General features: G+C 70.3%; 18 protein-coding genes. 10 read left to right on the top strand and 8 right to left on the bottom strand.

What is annotated here, in order from left to right:
- Window position 1: 1 nt before the first annotated feature.
- The 3 genes from coaE to OG698_RS33565 form a co-directional block, all read right to left on the bottom strand.
- Window positions 2-604: a dephospho-CoA kinase gene (gene coaE, locus OG698_RS33575; RefSeq protein ID WP_399970205.1), complete on the bottom strand. Its 603-nt coding sequence runs from the start codon at window positions 602-604 to the stop codon at window positions 2-4.
- Window positions 605-645: 41 nt separating this feature from the next.
- Window positions 646-1,584, bottom strand: coding sequence for a PAC2 family protein (locus OG698_RS33570; protein ID WP_406107474.1), 939 nt, complete (start codon window positions 1,582-1,584; stop codon window positions 646-648).
- Between the two features lie 110 nt (window positions 1,585-1,694).
- Window positions 1,695-3,305, bottom strand: a complete 1,611-nt coding sequence (locus OG698_RS33565) for a flavin monoamine oxidase family protein (protein ID WP_406107473.1) — start codon at window positions 3,303-3,305, stop codon at window positions 1,695-1,697.
- 216 nt (window positions 3,306-3,521) lie between these two features.
- On the opposite strand from OG698_RS33565, the gene OG698_RS33560 reads away from it, so the two are divergent.
- Window positions 3,522-4,487, top strand: coding sequence for a right-handed parallel beta-helix repeat-containing protein (locus OG698_RS33560; protein WP_406107471.1), 966 nt, complete (start codon window positions 3,522-3,524; stop codon window positions 4,485-4,487).
- Between the two features lie 86 nt (window positions 4,488-4,573).
- On the opposite strand, the gene rpsA is transcribed toward OG698_RS33560, so the two are convergent.
- A complete protein-coding gene (rpsA, locus tag OG698_RS33555; protein ID WP_382997133.1) occupies window positions 4,574-6,079 on the bottom strand; it encodes a 30S ribosomal protein S1 in 1,506 nt (501 codons plus the stop codon).
- A 224-nt stretch (window positions 6,080-6,303) separates the two neighbouring features.
- On the opposite strand from rpsA, the gene OG698_RS33550 reads away from it, so the two are divergent.
- Both OG698_RS33550 and hrpB read left to right on the top strand, forming a co-directional pair.
- Window positions 6,304-7,245 carry a class I SAM-dependent methyltransferase gene (locus tag OG698_RS33550; RefSeq protein ID WP_406107469.1) on the top strand — a complete coding sequence of 314 codons (942 nt, stop codon included), beginning with the start codon at window positions 6,304-6,306 and terminating at the stop codon, window positions 7,243-7,245.
- A 74-nt stretch (window positions 7,246-7,319) separates the two neighbouring features.
- Window positions 7,320-9,863: an ATP-dependent helicase HrpB gene (gene hrpB, locus OG698_RS33545; RefSeq protein WP_406107467.1), complete on the top strand. Its 2,544-nt coding sequence runs from the start codon at window positions 7,320-7,322 to the stop codon at window positions 9,861-9,863.
- On the opposite strand, the gene OG698_RS33540 is transcribed toward hrpB, so the two are convergent.
- The 3 genes from OG698_RS33540 to OG698_RS33530 form a co-directional block, all read right to left on the bottom strand.
- Window positions 9,853-10,854: a DUF3068 domain-containing protein gene (locus OG698_RS33540; protein ID WP_329574319.1), complete on the bottom strand. Its 1,002-nt coding sequence runs from the start codon at window positions 10,852-10,854 to the stop codon at window positions 9,853-9,855. The genes hrpB and OG698_RS33540 overlap by 11 nt on opposite strands.
- 21 nt (window positions 10,855-10,875) lie before the next feature.
- Window positions 10,876-11,010 carry an SPW_0924 family protein gene (locus OG698_RS33535; RefSeq protein WP_107489191.1) on the bottom strand — a complete coding sequence of 45 codons (135 nt, stop codon included), beginning with the start codon at window positions 11,008-11,010 and terminating at the stop codon, window positions 10,876-10,878.
- 174 nt (window positions 11,011-11,184) lie between these two features.
- A complete protein-coding gene (locus tag OG698_RS33530) occupies window positions 11,185-12,900 on the bottom strand; it encodes a lytic transglycosylase domain-containing protein (RefSeq protein WP_406107465.1) in 1,716 nt (571 codons plus the stop codon).
- Between the two features lie 214 nt (window positions 12,901-13,114).
- Here OG698_RS33530 and OG698_RS33525 point away from each other — a divergent pair, with 214 nt between their 5' ends.
- On the top strand, window positions 13,115-14,014 hold the full coding sequence (locus OG698_RS33525) for a DUF4184 family protein (RefSeq protein WP_406107464.1): 900 nt from the start codon (window positions 13,115-13,117) through the stop codon (window positions 14,012-14,014).
- An 85-nt stretch (window positions 14,015-14,099) separates the two neighbouring features.
- Here the strand turns inward: OG698_RS33525 and polA are convergent, their stop codons facing one another.
- Complete coding sequence (gene polA, locus OG698_RS33520) at window positions 14,100-16,826, bottom strand: DNA polymerase I (protein ID WP_399970189.1); 2,727 nt, start codon at window positions 16,824-16,826, stop codon at window positions 14,100-14,102.
- Between the two features lie 123 nt (window positions 16,827-16,949).
- On the opposite strand from polA, the gene OG698_RS33515 reads away from it, so the two are divergent.
- The 6 genes from OG698_RS33515 to OG698_RS33490 all read left to right on the top strand — a co-directional run bounded on the left by OG698_RS33515 (window position 16,950) and on the right by OG698_RS33490 (window position 25,262).
- On the top strand, window positions 16,950-19,280 hold the full coding sequence (locus tag OG698_RS33515) for an FdhF/YdeP family oxidoreductase (RefSeq protein WP_406107461.1): 2,331 nt from the start codon (window positions 16,950-16,952) through the stop codon (window positions 19,278-19,280).
- A 76-nt stretch (window positions 19,281-19,356) separates the two neighbouring features.
- Complete coding sequence (locus OG698_RS33510) at window positions 19,357-19,818, top strand: PaaI family thioesterase (protein ID WP_406107460.1); 462 nt, start codon at window positions 19,357-19,359, stop codon at window positions 19,816-19,818.
- 328 nt (window positions 19,819-20,146) lie between these two features.
- Window positions 20,147-20,824 (top strand): hypothetical protein, encoded by a 678-nt coding sequence (locus OG698_RS33505; RefSeq protein WP_406107458.1) that lies wholly within the window; start codon window positions 20,147-20,149, stop codon window positions 20,822-20,824.
- A 423-nt stretch (window positions 20,825-21,247) separates the two neighbouring features.
- The gene (locus OG698_RS33500; RefSeq protein ID WP_406107456.1) at window positions 21,248-22,447 is read left to right on the top strand and encodes a branched-chain amino acid ABC transporter substrate-binding protein; all 1,200 of its coding nucleotides are present in this window, start codon (window positions 21,248-21,250) and stop codon (window positions 22,445-22,447) included.
- Window positions 22,448-22,557: 110 nt separating this feature from the next.
- A complete protein-coding gene (locus OG698_RS33495; protein WP_100592319.1) occupies window positions 22,558-23,487 on the top strand; it encodes a branched-chain amino acid ABC transporter permease in 930 nt (309 codons plus the stop codon).
- A 5-nt stretch (window positions 23,488-23,492) separates the two neighbouring features.
- Complete coding sequence (locus tag OG698_RS33490) at window positions 23,493-25,262, top strand: branched-chain amino acid ABC transporter permease (RefSeq protein ID WP_406107455.1); 1,770 nt, start codon at window positions 23,493-23,495, stop codon at window positions 25,260-25,262.
- Window positions 25,263-25,266: the final 4 nt, after the last annotated feature.

Genomic DNA, 25,266 nt, shown 5'->3' with positions numbered 1-25,266 from the left:
TCTAGGCCGCGGCCGCCCGCTGCGCGAGGTCCGCCCAGACGGCGTCGACCCGCCGGTGCAGCTCGTCGAGCGGTACGTCGTTGTCGATCACGATGTCGGCGATGTCCAGGCGCTTGTCGCGGGTCGCCTGGGCGGCCATGCGGGCGCGGGCGTCCTCCTCGCTCATGCCGCGCAGGCGCACGAGGCGGTCGAGCTGGGTCTCGGGGCTCGCGTCGACGACGACCACGAGGTCGTACAGCGGCGCCAGGCCATTCTCGGCGAGCAGCGGTACGTCGTGCACGACGACGGAGTCACCGGTGGCGGCGGCTTCGAGTTCGGCGGAGCGGGCGCCGACGAGCGGGTGCACGATCGAGTTGAGGACGGCGAGGCGGTCCGCGTCGGCGAAGACGATCGCGCCGAGCGCCGGCCGGTCCAGCGAGCCGTCCGGGGCGAGCACGTCGCTCCCGAACGCCTCGACGACCGCGGCCAGTCCGGGAGTTCCGGGCTCCACGACCTCCCGCGCGATGCGGTCCGCGTCGATCAGTACAGCCCCGTGCTTCACGAGCAGCCGGGACACCTCGCTCTTGCCGGCGCCGATTCCGCCGGTCAGACCCACCTTCAGCATGCGGGCAGCTTAGGCGAGGGCCCCATGGCTGACCACAGCCCCTATGCGTCGCCCTCGCGTTCGGCCAGGAACTTCTCGAACTCGAGGCCGATCTCGTCGGCGGACGGGATGTCGGTCGGTTCAGCCAGCATGTTCCCGCGGCTCTCGGCGCCCGCGGCCGCGTCGTACTGGTGCTCAAGTCCCTGGACGAGCGAGACGAGTTCCTCGTCGCCCTCCTGGATCTGCCGGTCGATCTCCGTCTGCGTGCGGTGCGCCTCCGTGCGCAGCCCGTGCGCCACCGAGGGCAGCACCAGGCCGGTCGCGCCCGTGATGGCTTCGAGGACGGTCAACGCGGCGTCCGGGTACGGCGAGCGCGCGATGTAGTGCGGGACGTGCGCGGCGACACCGAGTACGTCGTGTCCGGCCTCCATGAGGCGGTACTCCACGAGGGACTCCGCGCTGCCGGGGACCTGCGCCTCGTCGAAGGGGCTGCGGTGACCGGGGACGAGGTCGGTCCGGTTCCCGTGCGGCGTGAGGCCGACGGGCCGTGTGTGCGGGACGCCCATCGGGATTCCGTGGAAGTTGACCGCGAGGCGCACGCCGAGCCGCTCGACGATCTCCTTCACGGCGGCCGCGAAACGCTCCCACTCGACGTCGGGCTCGGGGCCGGACAGCAGCAGGAAGGGCGCACCCGTGGCGTCCTGGACGAGACGGACCTCAAGGGCGGGCACGTCGTAGTCCGCCCAGCGGTCGCGCCGGAAGGTGAGCAGCGGGCGGCGGGCCCGGTAGTCGACGAGCCGGTCGTGGTCGAACCGCGCCACGACCTGGTGGGGCAGCGAGTCGAGGACCCGTTCCACGATCTGCTCGCCGGTCTCACCCGCGTCGATGTATCCGTCGAAGTGGTAGAGCATGACCAGTCCGGCCGACTCCTGGGCGAGCGCCATGTCCACCACGGCCAGGCCCTTCGGCTCCCATGCGTACAAACCCTGCGGATCAAGCACTGTGACCGCTCCTCGCCTCTCCCCGTGTCTCTCCTGCAGAAGAACGTGCGGTGGGGCGCGGGCATTCCCTCCCGCGCCCCTTCACAGCGGGCTCTTACCTGTTGTTCGCCTCAGGCGGACAGCACGCGCGCGTGGAGCTTGGTGACGGCCCGGCGCGCGGAGGTGAACGCTCCGTGCTGCCAGGCGTCGGTGTAGCTGAGCCAGTCCCCCGCGAAGTAGACGCGGCCCGTGGGCTCGTTGAGGGGCTTGTAGCGGGGGTCGTCGGGGCCGCCGGGCGTGTCGTGCCAGGCGGCTTCCAGGTGCGGGGTCTGGCGCCAGTGGTGCGAGAAGGAGGTGGCAAGTTCGGTGCGGTACTTCTCGCCGTAGATCTTCACCCCGGCGGCCACGGCCCGCTTCTCCCGCTCACCCGGTGTGAGCTTCGCGTACGCGTCGGCGTCCGCGTCGTAGTTGTAGTAGCCGACGAGTACACCGCGCTCGCCGTGGAAGCCGTAGGACGGGTGCCAGATGTGCGTGACGTCGAGGTCGGTCTCGGTGATGCCGCCGTAGATCTTGTGGTCGAGCTCCCACCAGCGGGACCGGTACTCCAGGCCGATCTTGCCCGCGGACTGCGGGGCGATGGCCTCCAGGGCGGACTGCACGCCGGAGCCGAGGTTGTGCGGGATCCTGGCGAGGATGTTGGGCGGCAGCGCGCCGACGCAGTAGTCGGCCTCGATGGCCCGGGTCCTGCCGCCCTGGGTGTACGTGACGGTGACGCCACCGGCCGTCTGCGTGATCCTGCTGACGACAGCGCCGGTGCGCACCTTGTGCGCGCCGATCGCCCTCGTCAGGGCCTTGGGTATCTGGTCCATGCCGCCCACGGGCTGGAACATCAGCATGGCCTGGTCGAAGCCGAACTCGAAGGAGAAGTACCGTCCGACGCCGCTGGCGAACACGTCCGACGCGGACGGCACGTCGCCGAGCAGCACGCCGGGCGTCCCGGTGGCGGCCGGGACCGTGGTGTAGCCGCGGCGCTCCCCGCCCCCGTAGGTGAGTTTGTCGCCGAGGTCCCCGAAGTCCTTGAGGAACTCCATGAGGCGGTCCTGGTCGGACGCGGCGAGCTCCTTGTCGAGGGCGCCCTTGTCCGTGGCCTTGGCCAGCAACTCCGCTACGTAGCCGTACACATCGGCCTTGGCGGTGCGGTAGCGCACGGGCGCGGTCATGCCGGCGGATTCGTTGTAGAGGTACGCGTCGGCGTTCGTGTTCGTGAACACCTCGACGGGTACGCCGAGTTCGCGGCAGTAGTCGAGCGTGACCATCCACTGCGGCAGCCGCGCGGGCCCGGCGTTGAGGTACTGCCCTTGGGAGAAGCGCGCGGTCTGACGGTTGCCGTACAGGTCGACGGTGCTGTCGCCGCCGCGCACGGTGAAGTTGCGGCCGCCGGTGCGGTCCCTGGCCTCCAGGACCGTACAGTCGTAGCCCGCCTTGCCGAGTTCGTACGCCGTCGCGAGCCCGGCGATGCCGCCGCCCACGACGACGACCTTGGCGGCGCCGCGTCCGGTGAGCGTGAAGTCGCCCGACTTCGGTGCGCTGTAGTCCTGTTCGCGGGAGGCGGCCTGCGCGGTGGGGGCGAGACCGAGGGCGCCCATGGTGGCAAACATCGCGCCCGCACCGCCGGTCACCCCTACGTTGCGCAGGAAGGCCCGGCGGCTCGTGCCCGTCTCCGGTCGCTGCTGTACTGCCATGCTGACGGCTCCCCTCACGATCTTGAATGATCCGGGGATCCTGGCAACGGCCTGTTACGGCACGGGAGTTACTCGTGTATCCACCATGTTTCCCTCCACGCACACACCCCTGGTCCAGACCTTGACGCAGTCATGCCAAGCCCTTACGTTCATATCTGCACCCAAAGTTCACGTACAAGAACACGTTTGCACGAACCGACGGGAAGGCACCCCCACATGCGCATCCGTTCCGCGCTCCTGCCCGCACTGACCACCGCCGCGCTCGTCGCGGGCGGCGCCACGGCGCTCGCGACGCCGGCCGCCGGAGCCGCCCAGGTCATCGAGGTCTCCACCGCGGCGCAGCTCAAGTCGGCGCTCACCGCGGCCGCCCCCGGCGACACGATCCATCTCGCCGACGGCACGTACACGGGCAACTTCAAGACGTCGATCGCCGGGAGTTCCGGCTCACGCGTCACCCTGACCGGCTCAGCGAAGGCGGTCCTCACGGCGGGCGGCGGCTACGGCCTGCATCTGAACGGCGCCTCGTACTGGACGGTCCAGGGCATCACCGTCACCGGCGGCCAGAAGGGCATCATGATCGACTCGGCGAAGGGCGTCGTCGTCGACACGGTCACCGTCCACGGGCTCGACATGGAGGGCGTCCACTTCCGCAACTCCAGCACGGACGGGACGATCAAGAACTCGCGGATCTACGACACCGGCAACGACGGCCGCGGCATGGGCGAGGGCGTCTACGTCGGCACAGCCGGCGGAACCTCGGACAAGAGTGACCGCATCCAGATCACCGGCAACACGATCGGCCCGGACGTCGGCGGCGAGAACGTCGACATCAAGGAGGGCACGACGGGCGCGCGGATCGTGGGCAACACGTTCGACGGCAGCGGCCTGACCGGGGCCAACTTCGACGACTCCTGGGTCGACGTGAAGGGGAACGACGTCCTGGTCGAGAACAACGAGGGCAGCGCCACGACGAACACCGGCTACGAGACACACACCCAGCAGTCCGGCTGGGGCTGCGGCACGGTCTTCCGCTCCAACACGTCGGACCTGCGCGGCGCGACGGGCGACAAGCAGCTGGCGATCAACGTGACGAACGCCGGCGGAAGCTGCGTGACGACGGTCTACAGCAGCAACACGGTCACAGGCGGCAAGGGCCTGACGAACGTACCGGTCACTCCATAGGAAACGTCGGCGGACACAGAGAAGCGGGCCCGCACCCAAGGGGTGCGGGCCCGCTCGACTACTTACCGGAACCCGGAGGGTTCAGGTCAGCTCTGACCACCGGCCAGCTTCTCACGGAGCGCAGCGAGCGCCTCGTCCGAAGCAAGCGCGCCGGAGTTGTCGTCCGACTCCGAGGAGTACGAACCGCCGCCGCCACCGGACGCAGCCGGGGCGCCGGCCGGAGCGGCAGCACCCTCGGCCTCGGCCTGGGCGTCGGCCTCGCGGGACTTGATGACCTGAGCCTGGTGCTGCTCGAAGCGCGTCTGCGCCTCGGCGTACTGGTTCTCCCACACCTCGCGCTGGCTCTCGAAGCCCTCGAGCCAGTCGTTGGTCTCGGGGTCGAAGCCCTCGGGGTAGATGTAGTTGCCCTGGTCGTCGTACGACGCGGCCATGCCGTACAGGGTCGGGTCGAACTCGACCGTCGACGGGTCGGCACCGAAGGCCTCGTTGGCCTGCTTCAGCGAGAGGCTGATGCGGCGACGCTCGAGGTCGATGTCGATGACCTTGACGAAGATCTCGTCGTTGACCTGGACGACCTGCTCCGGGATCTCCACGTGGCGCTCGGCCAGCTCGGAGATGTGGACCAGACCCTCGATGCCCTCGTCCACGCGGACGAACGCACCGAACGGAACCAGCTTCGTGACCTTGCCGGGGACGACCTGGCCGATCTGGTGCGTACGGGCGAACTGCTGCCACGGGTCTTCCTGCGTCGCCTTCAGCGACAGGGAGACACGCTCGCGGTCCATGTCGACGTCGAGGACCTCGACGGTGACTTCCTGGCCGACCTCGACAACCTCGGACGGGTGGTCGATGTGCTTCCAGGACAGCTCGGAGACGTGCACGAGACCGTCGACGCCACCCAGGTCCACGAAGGCACCGAAGTTGACGATCGAGGAAACGACGCCGGAGCGGACCTGACCCTTCTGGAGGGTCGTGAGGAACGTCTGGCGGACCTCGGACTGGGTCTGCTCGAGCCAGGCACGGCGGGACAGGACCACGTTGTTGCGGTTCTTGTCCAGCTCGATGATCTTGGCCTCGAGCTCCTTGCCCACGTAGGGCTGGAGGTCGCGGACGCGGCGCATCTCGACGAGGGAGGCCGGCAGGAAGCCACGGAGGCCGATGTCGAGGATGAGACCACCCTTGACGACCTCGATGACGGTACCGGTGACGATGCCGTCTTCTTCCTTGATCTTCTCGATCGTGCCCCAGGCACGCTCGTACTGAGCGCGCTTCTTGGACAGGATCAGACGGCCTTCCTTGTCCTCCTTCTGGAGAACCAGGGCCTCGATCTCGTCGCCGACCTTGACGACCTCGTTCGGGTCGACATCGTGCTTGATCGAGAGCTCACGGCTCGGGATCACGCCTTCGGTCTTGTAACCGATGTCGAGGAGAACCTCGTCCCGGTCTACCTTGACGATGACGCCATCGACGATGTCACCGTCGTTGAAGTACTTGATCGTCTCGTCGATCGCGGCGAGGAATGCTTCCTCGTCACCGATGTCGTTGACCGCAACCTGCGGAGTGGTGGCGGTGGTCTCGGTGCTGCTCGTCATGTGGGTAAGGGCTCCGGTACGGACATTGAAGTCGTAGGTACTGCTACGCCGGGAGCCCGTGATCGCACTGCAGAAGGCCGGACAGCTCAGGAAGCACCACTCCCGGAGGGGGCGCCTCGATAACCGAGGGGACATACATACAGATGCGAGCGCAGCCTGCTATGTCTGAGGAGCGCAGGCTCGCAGCGCAACTTGTAGCATACGGGGGCAGCCGGACAGGGTCAATGCGCGAACACGCACACCCGGGGCGAACTTCGCATACCCGGCACAAAACCTGTCGCACGAGGCCACATGGGCCGCTCGGCACTCTGCCGCGACGGGTTGAACGGAAGAGTACGACTAGGGAGCCCATCATCCAAGAGCCCGAACCGTTCGAGCCCGAAGCCACCCGGCGCGATGCCGACGTCACGGAGAGTTCCCGTGCCAATCGTGGCTGGTGGGACAGGAACGCGGACGACTATCAGGTCGAGCACGGCACGTTCCTCGGGGACGACCGCTTCGTGTGGGGGCCCGAGGGTCTCGACGAGGTGGAGGCCGAGCTGCTCGGCCCGTCGGAGGACCTGAAGGACAAGGTGATCCTGGAGATCGGCGCGGGCGCGGCGCAGTGCTCGCGCTGGCTCGCCGCGCAGGGCGCGCACCCCGTCGCGCTCGACCTCTCGCACCGGCAGCTCCAGCACGCGCTGCGCATCGACGGCGGCGCGGTGCCGCTGGTGGAGGCGGACGCGGGCGCGCTGCCGTTCGCGGACGGCTCGTTCGACCTGGCCTGCTCGGCGTACGGCGCGCTCCCCTTTGTCGCCGATCCCGTGCGGGTGCTCCGGGATGTGCACCGGGTGCTGCGGCCCGGCGGCCGGTTCGTGTTCTCGGTGACGCATCCGATCCGCTGGGCGTTCCCGGACGAGCCGGGTCCGGAGGGCCTCTCCGTAGTGGCCTCCTACTTCGACCGCACCCCTTATGTGGAGCAGGACGACGAGGGGCGCGCCGTATATGTGGAGCACCACAGGACGGTCGGTGACCGGGTGCGGGACATCGTGGCCGGCGGGTTCCGTCTGGTGGACCTCGTCGAGCCGCAGTGGCCGGCATGGAACACGCAGGAGTGGGGCGGCTGGTCCCCGCTGCGCGGAAATCTGATCCCGGGGACGGCGATCTTCGTCTGCGAGCGGAGCTAGCGGAGCTGGACGGGGGCCCCGGCCGAAGTCCCCCACCCTTCGGCCGGGGGTGCTCCCGGGGAGAGACTGAGCATGTGATCCGTAACGACGCTCTGGACCTGCCTGTACGCAGTGCGCTGCCCGGCCTGCGCGATGCCCTCGACGGGCCCGCGGCGCCGGGCAGCGCCGTTCTCGTGGCGCCGCCGGGGACCGGCAAGACGACCCTGGTGCCGCTGGTGCTCGCCGGGCTCGTCGGTGACGGGCCCGCTCGGCGTGTCGTCGTCGCGGAGCCGCGGCGGATCGCGGCGCGGGCCGCGGCGCGGCGGATGGCGTGGCTGCTCGGCGAGAAGGCCGGCGAGAGCGTCGGCTACACGGTGCGCGGTGAGCGGGTGATGGGGCGCCACGCGCGCGTGGAGGTCGTCACGACGGGTGTGCTCCTGCAACGGCTCCAGCGCGACCAGGAGCTGGCGGGCGTGGATGTCGTCATGCTCGACGAGGTCCACGAGCGGCATCTGGACGCGGACACGGTCGCGGCGTTCCTGTGCGACGTGCGCGAGGCGCTGCGGCCCGAGCTTCGGCTGGTGGCGGCGTCGGCTACGACGGACGCGCAGGGTTGGGCGCGGCTGCTCGGCGGGGCGCCCGTCGTCGAGGCCGAGGGAATCTCGTATCCCGTGGAGACGGTGTGGGCGCCGCCCGCGCGTCCGGTGCGGCCGCCGCACGGGATGCGGGTGGATCCGGCGTTGCTCACGCACGTGGCGGCGGTGGTGCGGCGCGCGCTGCGGGAGCAGAGCGGGGATGTGCTGTGTTTCCTGCCGGGGGTCGGTGAGATCGCGCGCGTGGCCGGGCAGTTGGGCGGGCCGGGTGACGTGGATGTGCTTCAGGTGCACGGGCGGGCGCCGGCCGCGGTGCAGGACGCGGTGCTCTCGCCCGGTGCGCGGCGGCGGGTGGTGCTCGCGACGTCCGTGGCCGAGTCGTCGCTGACGGTTCCGGGTGTCCGGGTCGTCGTGGACTCGGGGCTCGCGCGGGAGCCGCGGGTGGACCACGCCCGCGGGCTGAGCGCCCTGACGACCGTACGGGCCTCGCAGGCGGCGGGGCGGCAGCGGGCGGGGCGTGCCGGGCGCGAGGCTCCCGGCGTGGTGTACCGGTGCTGGACGGAGGCGGAGGACGTGCGGCTGCCTCGGTTCCCCGCGCCGGAGATCAAGGTGGCGGACCTGACGGCGTTCGCGTTGCAGGCGGCGTGCTGGGGCGATCCGGACGCCTCGGGCCTCGCGCTCCTGGACGCTCCGCCGGCCGGGGCCATGGCGGCGGCCCGGTCCGTCCTGACGGCGATCGGGGCGGTCGGGACGGACTCGGGCCGGGCCACGGAGCGCGGCGCGCGCCTCGCGGGCCTCGGCCTGCATCCGCGCCTGGCCCGCGCCCTCCTCGACGCGACCCCGCTGGTGGGCGCTCGCCGCGCGGCCGAGGTGGTCGCCCTCCTGAGCGAGGAGCCGCCCCGCGACTACGGCGACGATCTGGCCGCCGCGTGGCGCACCGCACGCCGGGGCGCCGACGCGTACGCCGCGCGCTGGAAGACGGAGGTACGGCGGCTTACGGGGGCGGCAGGGGCCGGACCGGAGCGAACCGCCGGGCAGACCCCGGTGCGCGAGGCCGGGACCGGGGACCTGTCCGAGGACCGGGTCGCCGGCATCGTCGCCGCGCTCGCCTTCCCCGAGCGGGTGGGGCGTGGGCGCGACGGCGAGTATCTGATGGTGTCCGGTACCCGGGCCGCGCTCGCGGAGGGGTCACGGCTGCGGGGCGCCCAGTGGATCGCCGTCGCGGTCGCCGACCGGCCTGTGGGCGCCGGGCACGCGCGCGTGCGGCTCGCCGCGGTCGTCGACGAGGAGGTCGCGCTGCGTGCCGCGGCGCCGCTGCGTACCGAGGGGGACGAAGTGGCGTGGGCCGACGGGGAGTTGGTGGCGCGGCATGTCGAGCGGCTTGGCGCGGTGGAACTCGCCGTGCGCCCGCTGAAGGAGGCCGCCCCCGCTCTCGTACGGGAGGCGCTGAAGGAAGGGCTGCGGCGGGAGGGGCTCTCTCTGCTGCGGTGGTCCCGGGAGGCCGGGGAGCTGCGGGAGCGGCTCGCGTTCCTGCACCGGACGCTGGGCGCGCCCTGGCCCGACGTGTCGGACGACGCGCTGCACGCGCGTGTGGACGAGTGGCTGGAGCCGGAGCTCGGCAAGGCGCGGCGCCGGTCCGATCTGGGCCGGATCGACGCGGGCCAGGCGCTGCGGCGGCTGCTCCCCTGGGCGAGCGGTGACGCGGCCCGCCTCGACGAGCTGGCGCCGGAACGTCTTGAGGTGCCGAGCGGGTCCAGGATCCGGATCGACTACGCGAACCCCGAACAGCCCGTACTGGCCGTGAAGGTGCAGGAGATGTTCGGGCTGCACGAGTCGCCGCGCGTGGCCGGTGTACCGGTCCTGGTGCATCTGCTGTCCCCCGCGGGGCGGCCCGCGGCCGTGACCGCGGATCTCGCCTCCTTCTGGCGCGAGGGGTACCGGGCGGTGCGCGCCGAGCTGCGCGGCCGGTACCCGAAGCATCCGTGGCCGGAGGATCCGGCGGGCGCGGTCGCGACGCGGCACACGAGCGCGCGGCTCAGGCGCTGACGGGTTCCGGCTCGTGCTCCGGGGCGGCCTCCGGCTCGCCCGGGCGGCGGCTGCGGGCCTCCAGCCACAGGGAGAGCGCGAGCAGGAGCAGGCCGAGGACGAGGAAGCCCCACGGCAGGTACGAGGTGAGCAGGACGACCAGGACGCGGTTGGACTTGACGAGGTCGACCGTCGACCTGATGTAGTCCTCGCGCATCTTCACGTGCCCGGCGAAGACCGTCACCTTGTCGCGGCCTCCCAGGAGCGTGCCGCCGCGGAGTTCGTTGTTCTGGATCTCCTCGCCGTAGACGGGGGCGCCGGTGACCGGCTCGACCCAGAACTTGCGGACCGTGCTGTACCAGCGGGTGGTGCCGGTCTTGGCGACGGACTCCGGTGTGATGCCCTTGACCGGCATCGTCTTGGGGAGGGGAACCTTCGTCCAGGGGATGGTCTGTTCGAAGTAATAGACCTTCACGCCGCGGAACGTCTGGGTCCCCTTGTAGTGGATGGGCCGGGTGATGCGGGCCTGGGCGTCGTAGTACTCGTAGTCCCGCTTCTCCGTGAGGAAGGGCCACTTGAACTCGATGCCGTCGCGCCTGACCTTGTCGCCGTCGACGGTCTCGGCGTACTTGCCCGTGGGGTGCACGGGTGCCTGGCTGTGGGCGTCGAAGACGTAGCGCTCGGGGACCTGGGAGACCATCTTGCCGTCGGGTCCGACGACGTAGGAGAGGGAGTCCCAGACGACGACGTCGCGGCCCGCGCTCTTCTCGACCTCTTCGGAGGCCTCCACGTTGCCCTTGAGCGTCTGGACGATCGTGACCTTGGGGACCTTCTTCGCCTGCATCGAGCCGTAGTCAAGGAGGGTCGGGTTCTTCGCCTCCAGGACGGCGTTCTGGTACTGGCCGGCCGGGATCTTCGCGAGGCGCGGGAACGCGTACCAGCGCATCAGCGGGGACATCGCCGTGCAGAACACGGCGAGGGCGAGCAGGATCAGGCTGGCCTTGCGGCGCATCGCGGCGGCCTCCTCGGCGGGTCAGGGGTGCTTGGGGACGGTGGTCAGCAGCGGTTTGGGCGAGGTCTCGCCGGGCGGGGAGCCGATCGCCGAGATCGTGATGACGAGGGCGAGCGCCACGGCAAGACCGGTCGCGGCGGCGATCAGGGCACGCATGCAGCCTCCCGGCGGATCACCGGATCTGAAATCTGATAGGTCGTCAGGGCTGGGGCACCGTAGCAACGCGCGGCCGAGATGAGAACACGTTGCACAACAGCGCCGCCCCCTCGGCCGGAGAACGGTGAGGGGGCGGCGCGGGTGCTGCTGGATACGGCTTGTGCCGTAGGGGAGTTACGTCGCCGACGGCGAGGCCGAGGGACTGGCCGTGGCGGCGGCCGCGGTGACCTTCAGTTCGATGGTGAGGGTCGCGCCGCCGGTGGTGTTGATGCGGAGCAGGAACGTACCGGTGGCGTCGTCCGCGTAGATCCTCGGCAGCTGGAGGCGGCCGTCGCCGTCGGTCTTGAGGCCCTTGAGGGTGCGGATCGCCTTGCCGTCCGCGTCCTTGAAGTAGGGGCCCTTGTCGTTCTCGGTCGCGTCGTCCTTGGACTTGATCAGCGTGGCCGTGGTGGCGACCCCGTCGGCGGCGGCGTCCTTGTACGTGGCCCTGACCTGGACCGGGTCGGCGAACTGGCCGCCGGCCTCGCAGGTCAGTTCCTTGTCGTCGGTCCTGGTGAGGGTGTCTGCCTGGCGCGCCGAGACGGTCGCCGTGTAGTCGAGGCCGGGCAGCTTGCGGTCGACGACGGTGGCTCGGACGGTGAACTCGCCGGTGTCCTCGCCCGCCCTCAGCGGCGGCGCGATGGCCTTGCCGGTGCTGTCGGTGACGACGGTGACGGTCTTGAAGCCGCCGCTGAAGGCCAGATCCGTGTCGCCGACGACGGTGAGCTTCACCTTGACCGTGCCGACGCCCTTGCCCGCGGCGTTCTCCGTGCGGACGGCGACGCGTTCGGCGAAGGCGTCACCGGCGGTCGCGGCGAGTTTGCCCGTACCGGCGTCCTCGATGTACGCGACCGACTCGGCGGGCGTGGGCGGTGTGGGGCTCGTGGAGCCTCCGTCGCCGGGCTTCGACGGGCCGGTGCCCGGGGAGCCGCCGGGCTTCGACGGCTCGGACGGCTTGGAGGTGCCGGGGGACGGGCTGGTCGTGCCGGGGCTGCTCGGCGAGGGCGAGGGGCTGGGGCCGCCGTCGCTGCGGTCGCCGGGCTGGACCCCGGTGCCGTCCGGGACCTCGTGGGTGCCCTTGCGGTAGAACTCGAGCCACGACAGGACCGTGTTGAGGTACTCCTGCGAGTGGTTGTAGCTCAGGATCGCCGCGTTCAGGCCGCCGCTCTGGGAGAGGTCGCGGTCGCCGCGGCACAGGTAGTGGCCGGCGGCGAGGGCGGCGTCGTAGATGTTGTTGGGGTCCTTCTTGCCGTCGCCGTTTCCGTCACGGCCGGACCACGCCCAGGTCGACGGGATGAACTGCATGGGGCCGACGGCCCGGTCGTGCGTCGTGTCGCCGTCGTAGACGCCGTTGTCCGTGTCGGTGATCCTCGCGAAGCCGTTGCCGTCGAGGGGCGGGCCGAGGATCTGCTTGAGCGTGGTGCCGTTCGCGTCGACGTTGCCGCCCCTGGCCTGGCCCGACTCGACCTTGCCGATCGCGGCGAGGAGCTGCCAGGGGAGCTTGCAGCCCGGCTTGGTCGCGGCGAGCTCCGCCTCGGCCTTCTTGTACGCGTCGAGGACGGTGGCGGGGATACCGGCCTCGCTCGCACCGGTGCCCGTGCCGCCGGGACCGCCGGGGCCCGTACTGGGCGGCGGGGTGGGGCTGTTGAGGTCCGGCAGGGCGGTGTAGTACGGGGAGTTGCCGGTCGCCGAGTCGCCGGGCGGGGGCGTCGCATCGGCGGTGGACTGCCGTCCGCCGTGCGTGTCGGTGACGCCGGGCGCCTGGGACGCGGAGAGTGCCGCCACGGCGGCCGCCGCCACAGCGGTCGTCATCGCCGACCTGCGCAACCGCTTTCCGAATAGCGCCGCCATGCCGTGAGCCCCTCCGATTGCCGACCGTTTCCGGGTCCGTCCACGCTCCCCAGCGTGGAGTGACCCAGGCGACACTACGACAACTTCCAGCGCGCAGACACCCGTTCGTGCCCGATTTTTGCCGGTTGGCCATGTACGCGTTACCGCGATCGCCACGGGCCATACTGAGCGGCACCGCGTACGCACGCATCAAGAACCGTCCGAGGGGGACCTCTTGCCGTTCACGATCAGCCATGCCGCGGCCGTGCTGCCGGCCGTCCGTCGCGACGGCACGGGGCGCGGCGCGCTCGTGCCGTCGCTGCTGGTGGCGGGGTCGTTCGCGCCCGACGTGACGTACTTCGCGGCGAGTGCGGTGCCGGGGGCGATGGAGTTCGGGGACTTCACCCACTCCTTCCCGGGCGTCTTCACGATCGACGTGGCCATCGCCGCGGTACTGGTCGGACTGTGGCGCCTGCTGCGGGAGCCGGTGATCGCGCTGCTGCCGGGGCGGGTGCGGGGGCGGGTTCTTGTGGTGGCGCGGGGTGCGGGCGGCGCTCGGGGCGGTTTCGCGTCGGGCGGCTCCGCGTCCGGCGGCTTCGCGTGGGAGCGGCGGCCGGTGGCCGCGGTGTGGTGGTGGTACGTGTCCGCCGTCCTCGGCGCGGCGACGCACGTGGTGTGGGACGCGTTCACGCATCTCGACCGGTGGGGCATGCGCGTGTTCCCGGTCCTCGGCGAGAGGATCGCCGGCTCCCCTCTCTACTGGTACGCGCAGTACGGGGGTTCGGCGGTCGCGCTCGTCGTGATCGCGCTCTTCGTGGTGTCGGCGGTGCGCCGTGTCACCTCGTCGGCCGCCGCCGACGCCCGCGCCGCGCTGCCTCAGCTCTCGGTGAGCGAGCGGTGGGTGGCGGCGCTGGTGATCGGCGGGTGCGTGGCGGTGGCCGCGGGGGTACGGACGGTGCGCTGGTGGACGTACTGGGGCGCCGCCGCCAAGCCGTGGGAGATCATCCCGACCCTGTGCTTCGGCGGGGGCGCGGGCCTCGTTCTCGGCCTGGTCGTGTACGCGCTTCTCGTGCGGGGGCGTCGAGGAGCGGCCGAACGCGGGGAGGCACCGGCTCCGGTGACACAAGAACGGTGAACAGGGTCGTGAACGAGGTGAGGGGCGGAGCCCATTGGCCCCGCCCCTCAACTGAACTCCCGTCCGGACCACCGTCCGCCGGAGGCTAGTGCGCCGCGGACTCCCAGTCCGGGCCCACGCCCACCGACACGTCCAGCGGCGCCCGCAGCTGCACGGCCCCGGCCATCTCGCGGCGGACCAGCTCCTCCGCCGCCGCGGCCTCGCCCGGGGCGATCTCCAGGACGATTTCGTCATGGACCTGGAGCAGCAGCCGGGACTTGAGCTTCGCGTCCTCGAGCGCCTTGGCCACGTTCAGCATGGCGATCTTGACGATGTCGGCGGCCGTGCCCTGAATGGGCGCGTTGAGCGCCATGCGCTCGGCCATCTCACGGCGCTGGCGGTTGTCGCTGTTGAGGTCCGGCAGATACCGGCGGCGGCCGAGCATCGTCTCGGTGTAGCCCGTGGCGCGCGCCTCGTCGACGACGCGGCGCAGATAGTCGCGCACGCCGCCGAACCGCTCGAAGTACGTGTCCATGAGGACCCGCGCCTCGCCCGGCTCGATGTTCAGCTGCCCGGACAGGCCGAACGCGGACAGGCCGTAGGCGAGCCCGTACGACATGGCCTTGATCTTGCGGCGCATCTCCGCGTCGACGGCGGACCGCTCGACGCCGAAGACCTGCGCGCCGACCGTGGTGTGCAGGTCCTCGCCGGAGGTGAACGCCTCGAGGAGGCCCTCGTCCTCGGAGAGGTGCGCCATGACGCGCAGCTCGATCTGGCTGTAGTCCGCGGTCATGAGCGACTCGAAGCCCTCGCCGACGACGAAGCCGCGGCGGATGGCGCGGCCCTCGTCGGTGCGGACCGGGATGTTCTGCAGGTTCGGGTCGGTCGAGGAGAGCCTGCCGGTCGCGGCCACGGTCTGGTTGAACGTCGTGTGGATGCGGCCGTCCGCGGCGATCGTCTTGATGAGGCCCTCGACGGTGACGCGCAGCTTCGCCTGCTCGCGGTGGCGCAGCATGATCACGGGGAGTTCGTGGTCGGTCTGCGTGGCCAGCCAGGCGAGCGCGTCCGCGTCGGTCGTGTACCCGGTCTTCGTCTTCTTCGTCTTGGGCAGGTCGAGCTCGCCGAAGAAGACTTCCTGGAGCTGCTTGGGCGAGCCGAGGTTGAACTCGTGGCCCACGGAGGCGTGCGCCTCCTTCACCGCCTGCTGGACGGCGCCCGCGAACATCTGCTCCATGGCCTCCAGGTGGGCGCGGTCGGCGGCGATGCCGTGCCGCTCCATGCGGGCGAGGAGCGTGGACGTGGGCAGCTCGACATCCTTGAGGAGATCGGCCGCGCCGACTTCCTGGAGCTTCCCGCCGAAGGCCTCGCCGAGGTCGAGGATCGCGCGGGCGTGCACCATGAGCGCGTCGGCCTCGGCCTGGTCGTCGTCCTCCGTACCGAAGGCGAGCTGTCCGTCGGCCGCCGCCGGGGCGAGCTCACGGCCGAGGTACTCCAGGGTCAGGGCGTCGAGCGCGAAGGAGCGGCGGCCGGGCTTGACCAGGTACGCGGCGAGCGCCGTGTCCATGGTGACGCCGTCCACGGTCCAGCCGTGCTCGGCGAAGACCCGCATGACGCTCTTCGCGTTGTGCAGGACCTTGGGCTTCGCGGCGTCGGCGAGCCAGGCCGCGAACGCGTTCTCGTCGGCCTCGTCGAGCTGGGTGGGGTCGAACCAGGCGGCGGCTCCCCCGGCGCCGGCGAGCGCCACCTCGGTGACGGATCCCGAGCCGAGCGTCCAGGTGTCGACCGTGGCGAGGCCGAGGACCGCGTCGCCGTGCTCGGCGAGCCACGGGGTCACCTCGCCCGCGCCGAGCACCGAGCCGTCGACGTCGACGCCCGGCTCGGCGGGCGCCTGTTCGGCCTGCTCGGCGCCCGGGTCGACGGCGAGGAGCCGCTCGCGCAGCGACGGGTTACGGATCTCCAGGGTGTCGAGGACCATCGCGAGGGCCGTGCGGTCGTACGCGGCGCGCTCCAGGTCGTCGACCGTCTTGGGGAGCTCGACGTCGCGCACCATCTCGGTGAGCCGGCGGTTCAGCTTGACGGCTTCGATGTGGTCCCGGAAATTCTGACCGGCCTTGCCCTTGACCTCTTCGGCCCGCTCCACGAGCTCGGCGAACGAACCGAACTGGTTGATCCACTTCGCGGCGGTCTTCTCGCCGACGCCGGGGATGCCCGGCAGGTTGTCCGACGGGTCGCCGCGCAGGGCCGCGAAGTCCGGGTACTGGGCCGGCGTCAGCCCGTACTTCTCCTCGACCTTCTCCGGCGTGAACCGGGTCAGCTCGGAGACGCCCTTCGTCGGGTAGAGCACCGTGACGTGGTCGCTGACGAGCTGGAAGGAGTCCCGGTCGCCGGTGACGACGAGGACGTCGAACCCGGCGGCCTCGGCCTGGGTGGCGAGCGTGGCGATGATGTCGTCGGCCTCGAACCCGTCGACGGCGAAGCGCGGCGTGTTCATCGCGTCGAGGACCTCGCCGATCAGCTCGACCTGACCCTTGAACTCGTCCGGGGTCTTCGAACGGTTCGCCTTGTACTCCGTGAACTCCTCGGAGCGCCAGGTCTTGCGCGAGACGTCGAACGCCACCGCGAAGTGCGTGGGGGCCTCGTCGCGCAGCGTGTTCGCCAGCATCGACGCGAAGCCGTAGATCGCGTTGGTCGGCTGTCCGGTCGCGGTCGTGAAGTTCTCCGCGGGCAGCGCGAAGAACGCGCGGTACGCCAGCGAATGCCCGTCCATGAGCATCAGCCGCGGCCGGCTGCCTGAGGTCGTCTTCTCGGTCTTCTTCGCTGCTGTCTCTGCCACGCCCCCGATCCTGCCACGCCCCACTGACAGTCCGGTCCGCCACGGGCCTCCGGTGAGGGCTGTCAGTCGTGCGTGCGAGGATCGGAGACGTACCTCACACGTGTGCTCGAAGGGGAACAGACGATGGCATCGAAGCCGCCCACGGCAGATCCGGCGCAGGACGCGCCGCAGGTCGACGCGCCGCAGCATGCCGCCGCCGGGCTGCCCGCCGTCGCCCATTCCCTCAAGATCGCCCAGCAGCAGATGGGCGTGCGCCGCACCGCGCTCACCCTTCTCCGCGTCAATCAGAAGGACGGCTTCGACTGCCCGGGCTGCGCCTGGCCGGAGCCCGACCACCGGCACAAGGCGGAGTTCTGCGAGAACGGCGCGAAGGCGGTCGCCGAGGAGGCCACCCTGCGCCGGGTCACCCCCGACTTCTTCGCCGCGCACCCCGTCGCCGACCTCGCGACCCGCTCCGGTTACTGGCTGGGCCAGCAGGGCCGCCTCACGCACCCCATGTATCTGGCGGACGGCGCCGAGCGCTACGAGCCGGTGTCCTGGGAGCGCGCCTTCGACATCATCGCCGAGGAGCTGGCCGCCCTGGCCTCCCCCGACGAGGCCGTGTTCTACACCTCGGGGCGCACGAGCAACGAGGCGGCGTTCCTCTACCAGCTGTTCGCCCGCGAGTTCGGCACGAACAACCTGCCCGACTGCTCGAACATGTGCCACGAGTCGTCCGGTTCCGCCCTCACGGAGACCATCGGCATCGGCAAGGGCAGCGTCCTGCTGGAGGACCTCTACAAGTCCGACCTGATCATCGTGGCCGGGCAGAACCCGGGCACGAACCACCCGCGCATGCTCTCCGCCCTGGAGAAGGCCAAGGAGAACGGCGCGAAGATCATCACGATCAACCCGCTGCCCGAGGCCGGACTCGAGCGCTTCAAGAACCCGCAGACCCCCCAGGGCATGTTCAAGGGCGCCGCCCTGACCGACCTGTTCCTCCAGATCCGCCTCGGCGGCGACCAGGCCCTCTTCCGCCTCCTGAACAAGCTGATCCTGGCTGAATCCGACAGCGCCTCCGGCGCGGGGTCCGGCGCCGTCGACCACGCCTTCATAGCGGAACACACCCACGGCTACGAGGAGTTCGCCGCCGCCGCCCGCGCCGCCGACTGGGACGCGACACTGACGGCGACGGGCCTGGAGCGCGCCGAGATCGAGGAAGCCCTCGCCCTGGTACTCGCCTCGGAGCGCACCGTCGTGTGCTGGGCGATGGGCCTCACCCAGCACAAGCACTCCGTGCCCACGATCCGCGAAGTGGTCAACTTCCTGCTGCTGCGCGGGAACATCGGCCGCCCCGGCGCGGGTGTCTGCCCGGTGCGCGGCCACTCCAACGTGCAGGGCGACCGCACCATGGGCGTCTTCGAACGCCCCACGCCCGCCTTCCTGGACGCCCTGGAGAAGGAGTTCGGCTTCGCGCCGCCCCGCAAGCACGGCTTCGACGTCGTACGGGCCATCGAGGCGCTCCGCGACGGCGAGGCGAAGGTGTTCTTCGCGATGGGCGGCAACTTCGTGGCGGCCTCCCCCGACACCGACGTCACCGAAGCCGCGATGCGCCGCGCCGCCCTGACGGTCCACGTGTCGACGAAGCTCAACCGCTCCCACGCGGTCACCGGCGCGCGCGCCCTGATCCTGCCGACGCTGGGCCGCACCGAGCGCGACGTCCAGGTCGGCCCGAACGGGAAAAGCACAGCGCAGTTCGTGACCGTCGAGGATTCCATGAGCATGGTCCACGCCTCCCGTGGCCGCCTCGCGCCCGCGAGCAAGCACCTCCTGTCGGAGCCGGCGATCGTGGCCCGCCTCGCGCGCCGCGTCCTGGGCGAGGCGTCACGCACGCCCTGGGAGGAGTTCGAGAAGGACTACGCCACGGTCCGCGACCGCATCGCGAACGTCATCCCGGGCTTCGAGGACTTCAACACGCGCGTGACTGGTTCTGCCGGTCGCCCTGGCGGCTTCACCCTGCCGCACGGTCCCCGCGACGAGCGGCGCTTCCCCACCACCACCGGCAAGGCGAACTTCACGGCCGCGCCCGTCGAGTACCCCAAGCTCCCCGAGGGCCGGCTGCTGCTGCAGACCCTGCGCTCGCACGACCAGTACAACACCACGATCTACGGCCTCGACGACCGCTACCGCGGCATCAGGAACGGCCGCCGGGTCGTCCTCGTCAGCCCCCACGACGCCCGGGACCTGGGCCTCGCCGACGGCTCCTACGTCGACCTGGTCAGCGAGTGGACGGACCGCGTGGAGCGCCGCGCCCCCGGCTTCCGCGTCGTCCACTACCCGACGGCCCGGGGCTGCGCCGCCGCGTACTACCCGGAGACCAACGTCCTGATCCCGCTGGACGCCACCGCCGACACCAGCAACACCCCCACCAGCAAGTCCGTCGTCGTCCGCCTGGAACAATCGGCGACCGACTGAGCGTTCGCTCAGGCAGCCGACCAGGCCGAACAGCACCCACACGAACACCGACAGACGACGAACGGAGCCGGGCACCATGGGCGAGCACAGCAGCGTGAAGTTCCCGCAAGAGGTCATAGACGAGTACGCGGCGCTCGGCGTCGACCTGCCCGCCATGTTCTCCGCGGGGGATCTCGGCACCCGCATGGGCGTCGAAATCAAGGAAGCGTCCGCTGACCGCGTCGTCGGCACCATGCCCGTCGAGGGCAACACGCAGCCCTACGGCCTGCTGCACGGCGGCGCCTCCGCCGTGCTCGCCGAGACACTCGGCTCCGTCGGTTCCATGCTCCACGGCGGCAGCTCCAAGATCGCCGTCGGCGTCGACCTGAACTGCACGCATCACCGCGGCGCCCGCTCCGGCCTCGTCACGGGCGTCGCCACGCCCGTACACCGCGGCCGCTCCACCGCCACGTACGAGATCGTGATCACCGACGAGCAGGACCGGCGGGTCTGCTCGGCCCGCCTGACCTGCCTCCTCAAGGACATACCCACGAGCTGAGGCCCCTCGTCCGCGGCAGGGCCCGCCCGCCACCGGACTCATCCCCGCAGGGCCCGCCCGTCACAGGGCGCCACCACGATCACGACGCTTCACGCCGCCGCTCCCGGCGCGGACGGCCACCGCCGCCGCGCCGGGCAGTGCAGACATCGACCAGGGGACGGGAGCCGGGCAGCGCGGCACACGCCCGCCGCCCACGCGAAGCCCTCCCCACCAGCCACCACAGCACAGGCATCCGCCAACACCGGCCCATGACCCAACTGGCCGCACACACACCCCAGTTACCCCCGCCCACATTGGCGGACCCACCCCCTCCGCACCAGCGTGAAGCATGGCCGGTATCGGACCCGTCGAGCCGGAACCCCCCTCCGGCGACGGCACCCCGCACACCCCCGCCCACACCGACACCCTGTGGGCCGGCTCCCCCAACTCCCGCCACCTCTACGAGCGTTGGGCAGCCTTTCCGCCGCACCTGCGCCGCACCCTGCAAGCCCTGCTCGCCGCCGCAGCCATCACGGGCGCTTACGCGTACACCGCCCTCACCACCACCCCGGCCGCCCCCACCCCCACCCCCTGGCCCTCCCAGGTCACCTTCCTGCACTACGAGGGAACAGGCCCGCCGGACCCGCACCACCCGCGCACCGCCACCTTCCGCTTCACCGTCTCCGTACGCGACACCCACTCCGTGACCATCCGTCAAGTGCGAGCCGGGCTACCGGGATTGAGTGCGCACGCCATCCCCGCCCCGCCACTGACAGTGAAGGGCGGCGCCCCGAAACCCCTCACCGTGCGCATCTCCGTATACAAGTGCACCGCCCTGCCGCCCGGCTTCACCCTGCCGCACCTCGACCTCGGTCTGCGCAACCGTCAGGCACAGCAGCAGCACAGCTACCTCTTCGGCGGCGCCTTCCCACGCGACCTCGCCACCTACCTGCACGACGCCTGCGGACCGCGCACAGGGCACTCCGGACCGCCCCACGGACCGCGAACCGATCTCACACGGAAGTAACACTCAGTTACCTCTGCCGCAACAGAGCAATGCGGAACGCGAGCCACCGCCACCCGAAGCACCCGACCCCCGCCCCGACGGCGGCACACTCCCGCCCGTAAGGACCAAGATCACCTCAAGTTCCTTAGCGGAACAGCATGTTCTCTACACACGAGCGCCGGCCACCCATAACCAGAAGGCCTGATCGCCCCCACCGCACCCGCCCACGAGCACCGCGTCATAACAAGAGCGTCACATCCTTCCCTCCTCAGCTCCCCACCCCACCCACCTGCGCTTATAGTCACGGCCAGTCACCGCGCCGCCGGGCGCGTCTGCTGCACGGCCCTGTACCACCCCAGTACGGCCCGGCGAGACACACGGCCCCCAACCGCGGGAGCCGCGCCAGGGAGAGGATTGATCGTGCGACACCGTTCCTTGCTCATCATGACCAGCGTGCTCACCACCGGAGCACTCACGCTCACCGCCTGCGGATCGCGCGACGACAACAAGGGCAGCGACAGCAGCAAGAAGACCACCGTCGTCATCGGCGTCGACGCCCCGCTCACCGGCGCGAACTCCGCCACCGGCCTCGGCATCCAGTACGGCGTCCAGATCGCCGTCGACGACGCCAACAAGAAGAACACCGTTCCCGGCGTCACGTTCAAGGTCAAGGCGCTCGACGACAAGGCCGTCCCCGCCACCGGCCAGCAGAACGCCACCGCCCTCGTCGGCAACAATGACGTCCTCGGAGTCGTCGGCCCCCTCAACTCCGGTGTGGCCACCTCCATGCAGCAGGTCTTCGCCACGGCCAACCTCGTCGAGATCTCGCCCTCCAACACGGCGCCCGAGCTCACCCAGGGCAAGGACTGGCAGACCTCGAAGAAGCGCCCGTACAAGTCGTACTTCCGCACCGCCACCACCGACGCCCTCCAGGGCGGCTTCGCGGCCGACTACGCGTACAACACGCTCAAGAAGAAGAAGGTCTACGTCGTAGACGACAAGCAGACCTACGGCGCCGGTCTCGCCAAGCTCTTCACCGCGGGCTTCAAGAAGACCGGCGGCAAGGTCGTCGGCACCGACCACGTCAACACCGGTGACAAGGACTTCTCCACCCTCGTCACCAAGATCAAGAACTCCGGCGCCGACCTGCTCTACTACGGCGGCCAGTACGACGAGTCGCAGATCCTCACCAAGCAGCTCAAGGACGCCGGCGCCAAGATCCCGCTCTTCGGCGGCGACGGCATGTTCTCCGACACGTACATCAAGACCGCCGGAAAGTCCGCCGAGGGCGACCTCTCCACCTCCGTCGGCGTCCCGGTCACCACGCTGCCCGCCGCCAAGGAATTCATCGCCACCTACAAGGCGAAGAAGTACCCCGGCGACTACGGCACCTACGGCGGCTACTCCTACGACGCCGCGACCGCCATCATCAAGGCCGTCGCCAACGTCGTGAAGGACGGCAAGGTCCCGTCCGACGCGCGCAGCAAGATCGTCGCAGAGGTCCAGAAGGGCAAGTTCGACGGCATCGCCGGCCCCGTCGCCTTCGACGAGTACGGCGACACGACCAACAAGCAGCTCACCGTCTACCAGGTCACCAAGGGCGAGTGGAAGGCCGTCAAGAGCGGCACCTACGACGCCGGCTGACCCACCCCGCACCGCACGCACCACACAGGGCCGCGCGGCCACGACGACCCGTCACCGCGCGGCCCCACCCATATCCCTGCCCCACTCTCCCCACCCATGGAGGCCACGCGGTGAACACCCTGCCGCAGCAGCTGGCCAACGGGCTGTTCCTCGGCTCGATGTACGGGCTGATCGCCATCGGCTACACGATGGTGTACGGCATCGTCCAGCTCATCAACTTCGCCCACGGCGAGATCTTCATGACCGGCGGCTTCGGCGCACTCACGGTCTACCTCGCGCTCCCCGACGGCATATCCATGTGGATAGCCCTACCGGCCATGCTCATCGGAGGCGCACTCGTCGCCACCCTCATCGCCGTCGGAGCCGAACGCTTCGCGTACCGGCCACTGCGCGGCGCGCCACGCCTGGCCCCCCTCATCACCGCGATCGGCCTCTCCCTCGCACTCCAGCAGGCCGTCTTCAACTGGTACCCCGACGCCAAGAGCGCCCGCGTCTTCCCGCAACTCCCCTTCGGGCCCTACCACTTGGGTGACATCCGCATCCAGAGCGGCGACGTCTTCCTGATCATCGCCGCCCCCCTGTGCATGGCCGCCCTCGCCTTCTTCGTCCGCCTCTCGCGCACCGGCCGCGCCATGCAGGCCACCGCCCAGGACCCGGACACCTCCCAGCTCATGGGCATCGACACCAACCGCATCATCGTGATCGCCTTCGCCATCGGCGGCATCTTCGCCGCCGTCGCCGGCGTCGCCTACGGCCTCAAATACGGCTCCGTCCAGTACGACATGGGCTTCCAAGCCGGCCTCAAGGCCTTCACCGCAGCCGTCCTCGGCGGCATCGGCAACATCTACGGCGCCATGCTCGGCGGCGTCGTCCTCGGCCTCGCCGAAGCCATGGCCACCGCCTACGTCGCCGACATCCCCGGCATGGAACAGTTCGGCGGCCAGGGCTGGGCCTCCGTCTGGGCCTTCGTCCTCCTCATCCTCGTACTGCTGCTACGGCCACAAGGCCTGCTCGGCGAACGCGTCGCGGACAGGGCGTGATCACCATGACCACACAGAAGACCGACACCGCCCGCGGCCTCATCGCGCTCCCCGCAGGCGCCCCCCGCATCCTGATCGCCGCCGGCGCCGTAGCCACCATCGCCAGCACCTTCATGTCCTGGACCTGGACCTCCGACTTCCCCGGCGACCTCACCGTCTACGGCTACCCCGCCGGTCTCCAGACCATCGCCCTCGTCGCAGGACTCATCACCCTCCTCTTCGCCCTCCCCCTGTGGAACGTACGAGGACTGCACCGGCTCAACCCCGCAGGCGCCACCTCCCCGATCCTCCTCACCACCCTCGCCGGCTTCACCGTCTGCTGGTACGCGGCCATCGCCATCGCAGTCGAACTCGGCGGACTCGCCAACCTCGACCCCGGCGCCTACGTCGCCGCCGTCGCCTCCGCACTCCCCGTCCTCGGCGCCCTCGCCCTGCCCCGCCCCGGCGACACGGCCAAGGCCTACCTCACCAAGCCCGACCAGCCCGCACCCACCGGCCAACTCCCCGGCTGGACACAGCGACTGATCGTCACCCTCGGCATCACCCTCGGCCTCGTCGCCTTCACCTACGGCATCGGCATCAACGACGAAGAGAGCGAAACCTTCATCGGCTTCGTCCTCCTCCTCGTCTTCGTCGCCTGGGCCCTCGTCCACGCCGGACAACTCGACCGCTTCTCCACCCTCTGCGCCCAGAACAAAGGCTTCGCCACCGGCATCGCCTTCCTCGCCGCAGCGATCTTCCCCTTCACCCAGAGCGAAGACCACAACGCCAACCTCGGCGTCAACATCCTGATCTTCGCCACCGTCGCCCTCGGCCTCAACATCGTCGTCGGCCTCACCGGACTCCTCGACCTCGGATACGTCGCCTTCCTCGGCGTCGGCGCCTACGCCGCCGCCCTCGTCTCCGGCTCCGAGTTCTCCCGCTTCTCCGGAGTCCAGTTCCCCTTCTGGGCCGCCGCCCTCACCGGCATGGCAGCCTCACTCGTCTTCGGCGTCCTCATCGGCGCCCCCACCCTGCGACTGCGCGGCGACTACCTCGCCATCGTCACCCTCGGCTTCGGAGAGATCTTCCGCATCGCCGTCAACAACATGGACGGCTCCTCCGGACCCGACATCACCAACGGCCCCGACGGAATCCCCTCCATCCCCGACCTCGAAATCTTCGGATTCAACCTCGGGGCCAGCCACGACGTCGCCGGATTCACCCTCGGCCGATTCGCCAACTACTTCTTCCTGATGCTCCTCATCACGGCACTCGTCGTACTCGTCTTCACCCGCGCCGCCGACTCCCGCATCGGCCGCTCCTGGATCGCCATCCGCGAAGACGAGACCGCCGCCACCGCCATGGGCATCAACGGCTTCCGCGTCAAACTCATCGCCTTCGCACTCGGCGCCACCCTCGCCGGCCTCGCCGGCACCGTCAGCGCCCACGTCACCTACAGCGTCGTGCCCAGCCCCTACCAGTTCGCCGGCGCCGCACCCCCCAACAGCGCCTTCCTCCTCGCCGCCGTCGTCCTCGGCGGCATGGGCACCGTCAGCGGCCCCCTCCTCGGCGCCTCGCTCCTCTACCTCATCCCCGAAAAGCTCACCTTCCTCAAGGAATACGAGCTCCTCGCCTTCGGCATCGCACTCGTCATCCTCATGCGCTTCCGCCCCGAAGGCATCATCGCCAACCGCCGCCGCCAACTCGAATTCCACGAGACCGGCCAACTCGACATCCCAGAACAACAAAGCCTGCCCGACAGCACCGTCGGCGCCACCAAGGCAGGGGCGTGACCCG

Source organism: Streptomyces sp. NBC_01003 (assembly GCF_045162695.1).
Classification (GTDB): domain Bacteria; phylum Actinomycetota; class Actinomycetes; order Streptomycetales; family Streptomycetaceae; genus Streptomyces.
Note: the sequence above shows the minus strand (reverse complement) of the source record. Positions and strands in the feature narration are given on the sequence as shown.

What these genes read in the sequence shown, in the direction of transcription:
- OG698_RS33510 (WP_406107460.1), top strand. Translation starts at nt 19,357, where the DNA reads ATGGGCGAGCACAGCAGCGTGAAGTTCCCGCAAGAGGTCATAGACGAG.
- OG698_RS33500 (WP_406107456.1), top strand. Translation starts at nt 21,248, where the DNA reads ATGACCAGCGTGCTCACCACCGGAGCACTCACGCTCACCGCCTGCGGA.
- rpsA (WP_382997133.1), bottom strand. Translation starts at nt 6,079, where the DNA reads ATGACGAGCAGCACCGAGACCACCGCCACCACTCCGCAGGTTGCGGTC.
- coaE (WP_399970205.1), bottom strand. Translation starts at nt 604, where the DNA reads ATGCTGAAGGTGGGTCTGACCGGCGGAATCGGCGCCGGCAAGAGCGAG.
- OG698_RS33515 (WP_406107461.1), top strand. Translation starts at nt 16,950, where the DNA reads ATGGCATCGAAGCCGCCCACGGCAGATCCGGCGCAGGACGCGCCGCAG.
- OG698_RS33535 (WP_107489191.1), bottom strand. Translation starts at nt 11,010, where the DNA reads ATGCGTGCCCTGATCGCCGCCGCGACCGGTCTTGCCGTGGCGCTCGCC.
- OG698_RS33540 (WP_329574319.1), bottom strand. Translation starts at nt 10,854, where the DNA reads ATGCGCCGCAAGGCCAGCCTGATCCTGCTCGCCCTCGCCGTGTTCTGC.
- OG698_RS33550 (WP_406107469.1), top strand. Translation starts at nt 6,304, where the DNA reads ATGCGCGAACACGCACACCCGGGGCGAACTTCGCATACCCGGCACAAA.
- OG698_RS33560 (WP_406107471.1), top strand. Translation starts at nt 3,522, where the DNA reads ATGCGCATCCGTTCCGCGCTCCTGCCCGCACTGACCACCGCCGCGCTC.
- OG698_RS33565 (WP_406107473.1), bottom strand. Translation starts at nt 3,305, where the DNA reads ATGGCAGTACAGCAGCGACCGGAGACGGGCACGAGCCGCCGGGCCTTC.
- OG698_RS33505 (WP_406107458.1), top strand. Translation starts at nt 20,147, where the DNA reads ATGGCCGGTATCGGACCCGTCGAGCCGGAACCCCCCTCCGGCGACGGC.
- OG698_RS33530 (WP_406107465.1), bottom strand. Translation starts at nt 12,900, where the DNA reads ATGGCGGCGCTATTCGGAAAGCGGTTGCGCAGGTCGGCGATGACGACC.
- OG698_RS33490 (WP_406107455.1), top strand. Translation starts at nt 23,493, where the DNA reads ATGACCACACAGAAGACCGACACCGCCCGCGGCCTCATCGCGCTCCCC.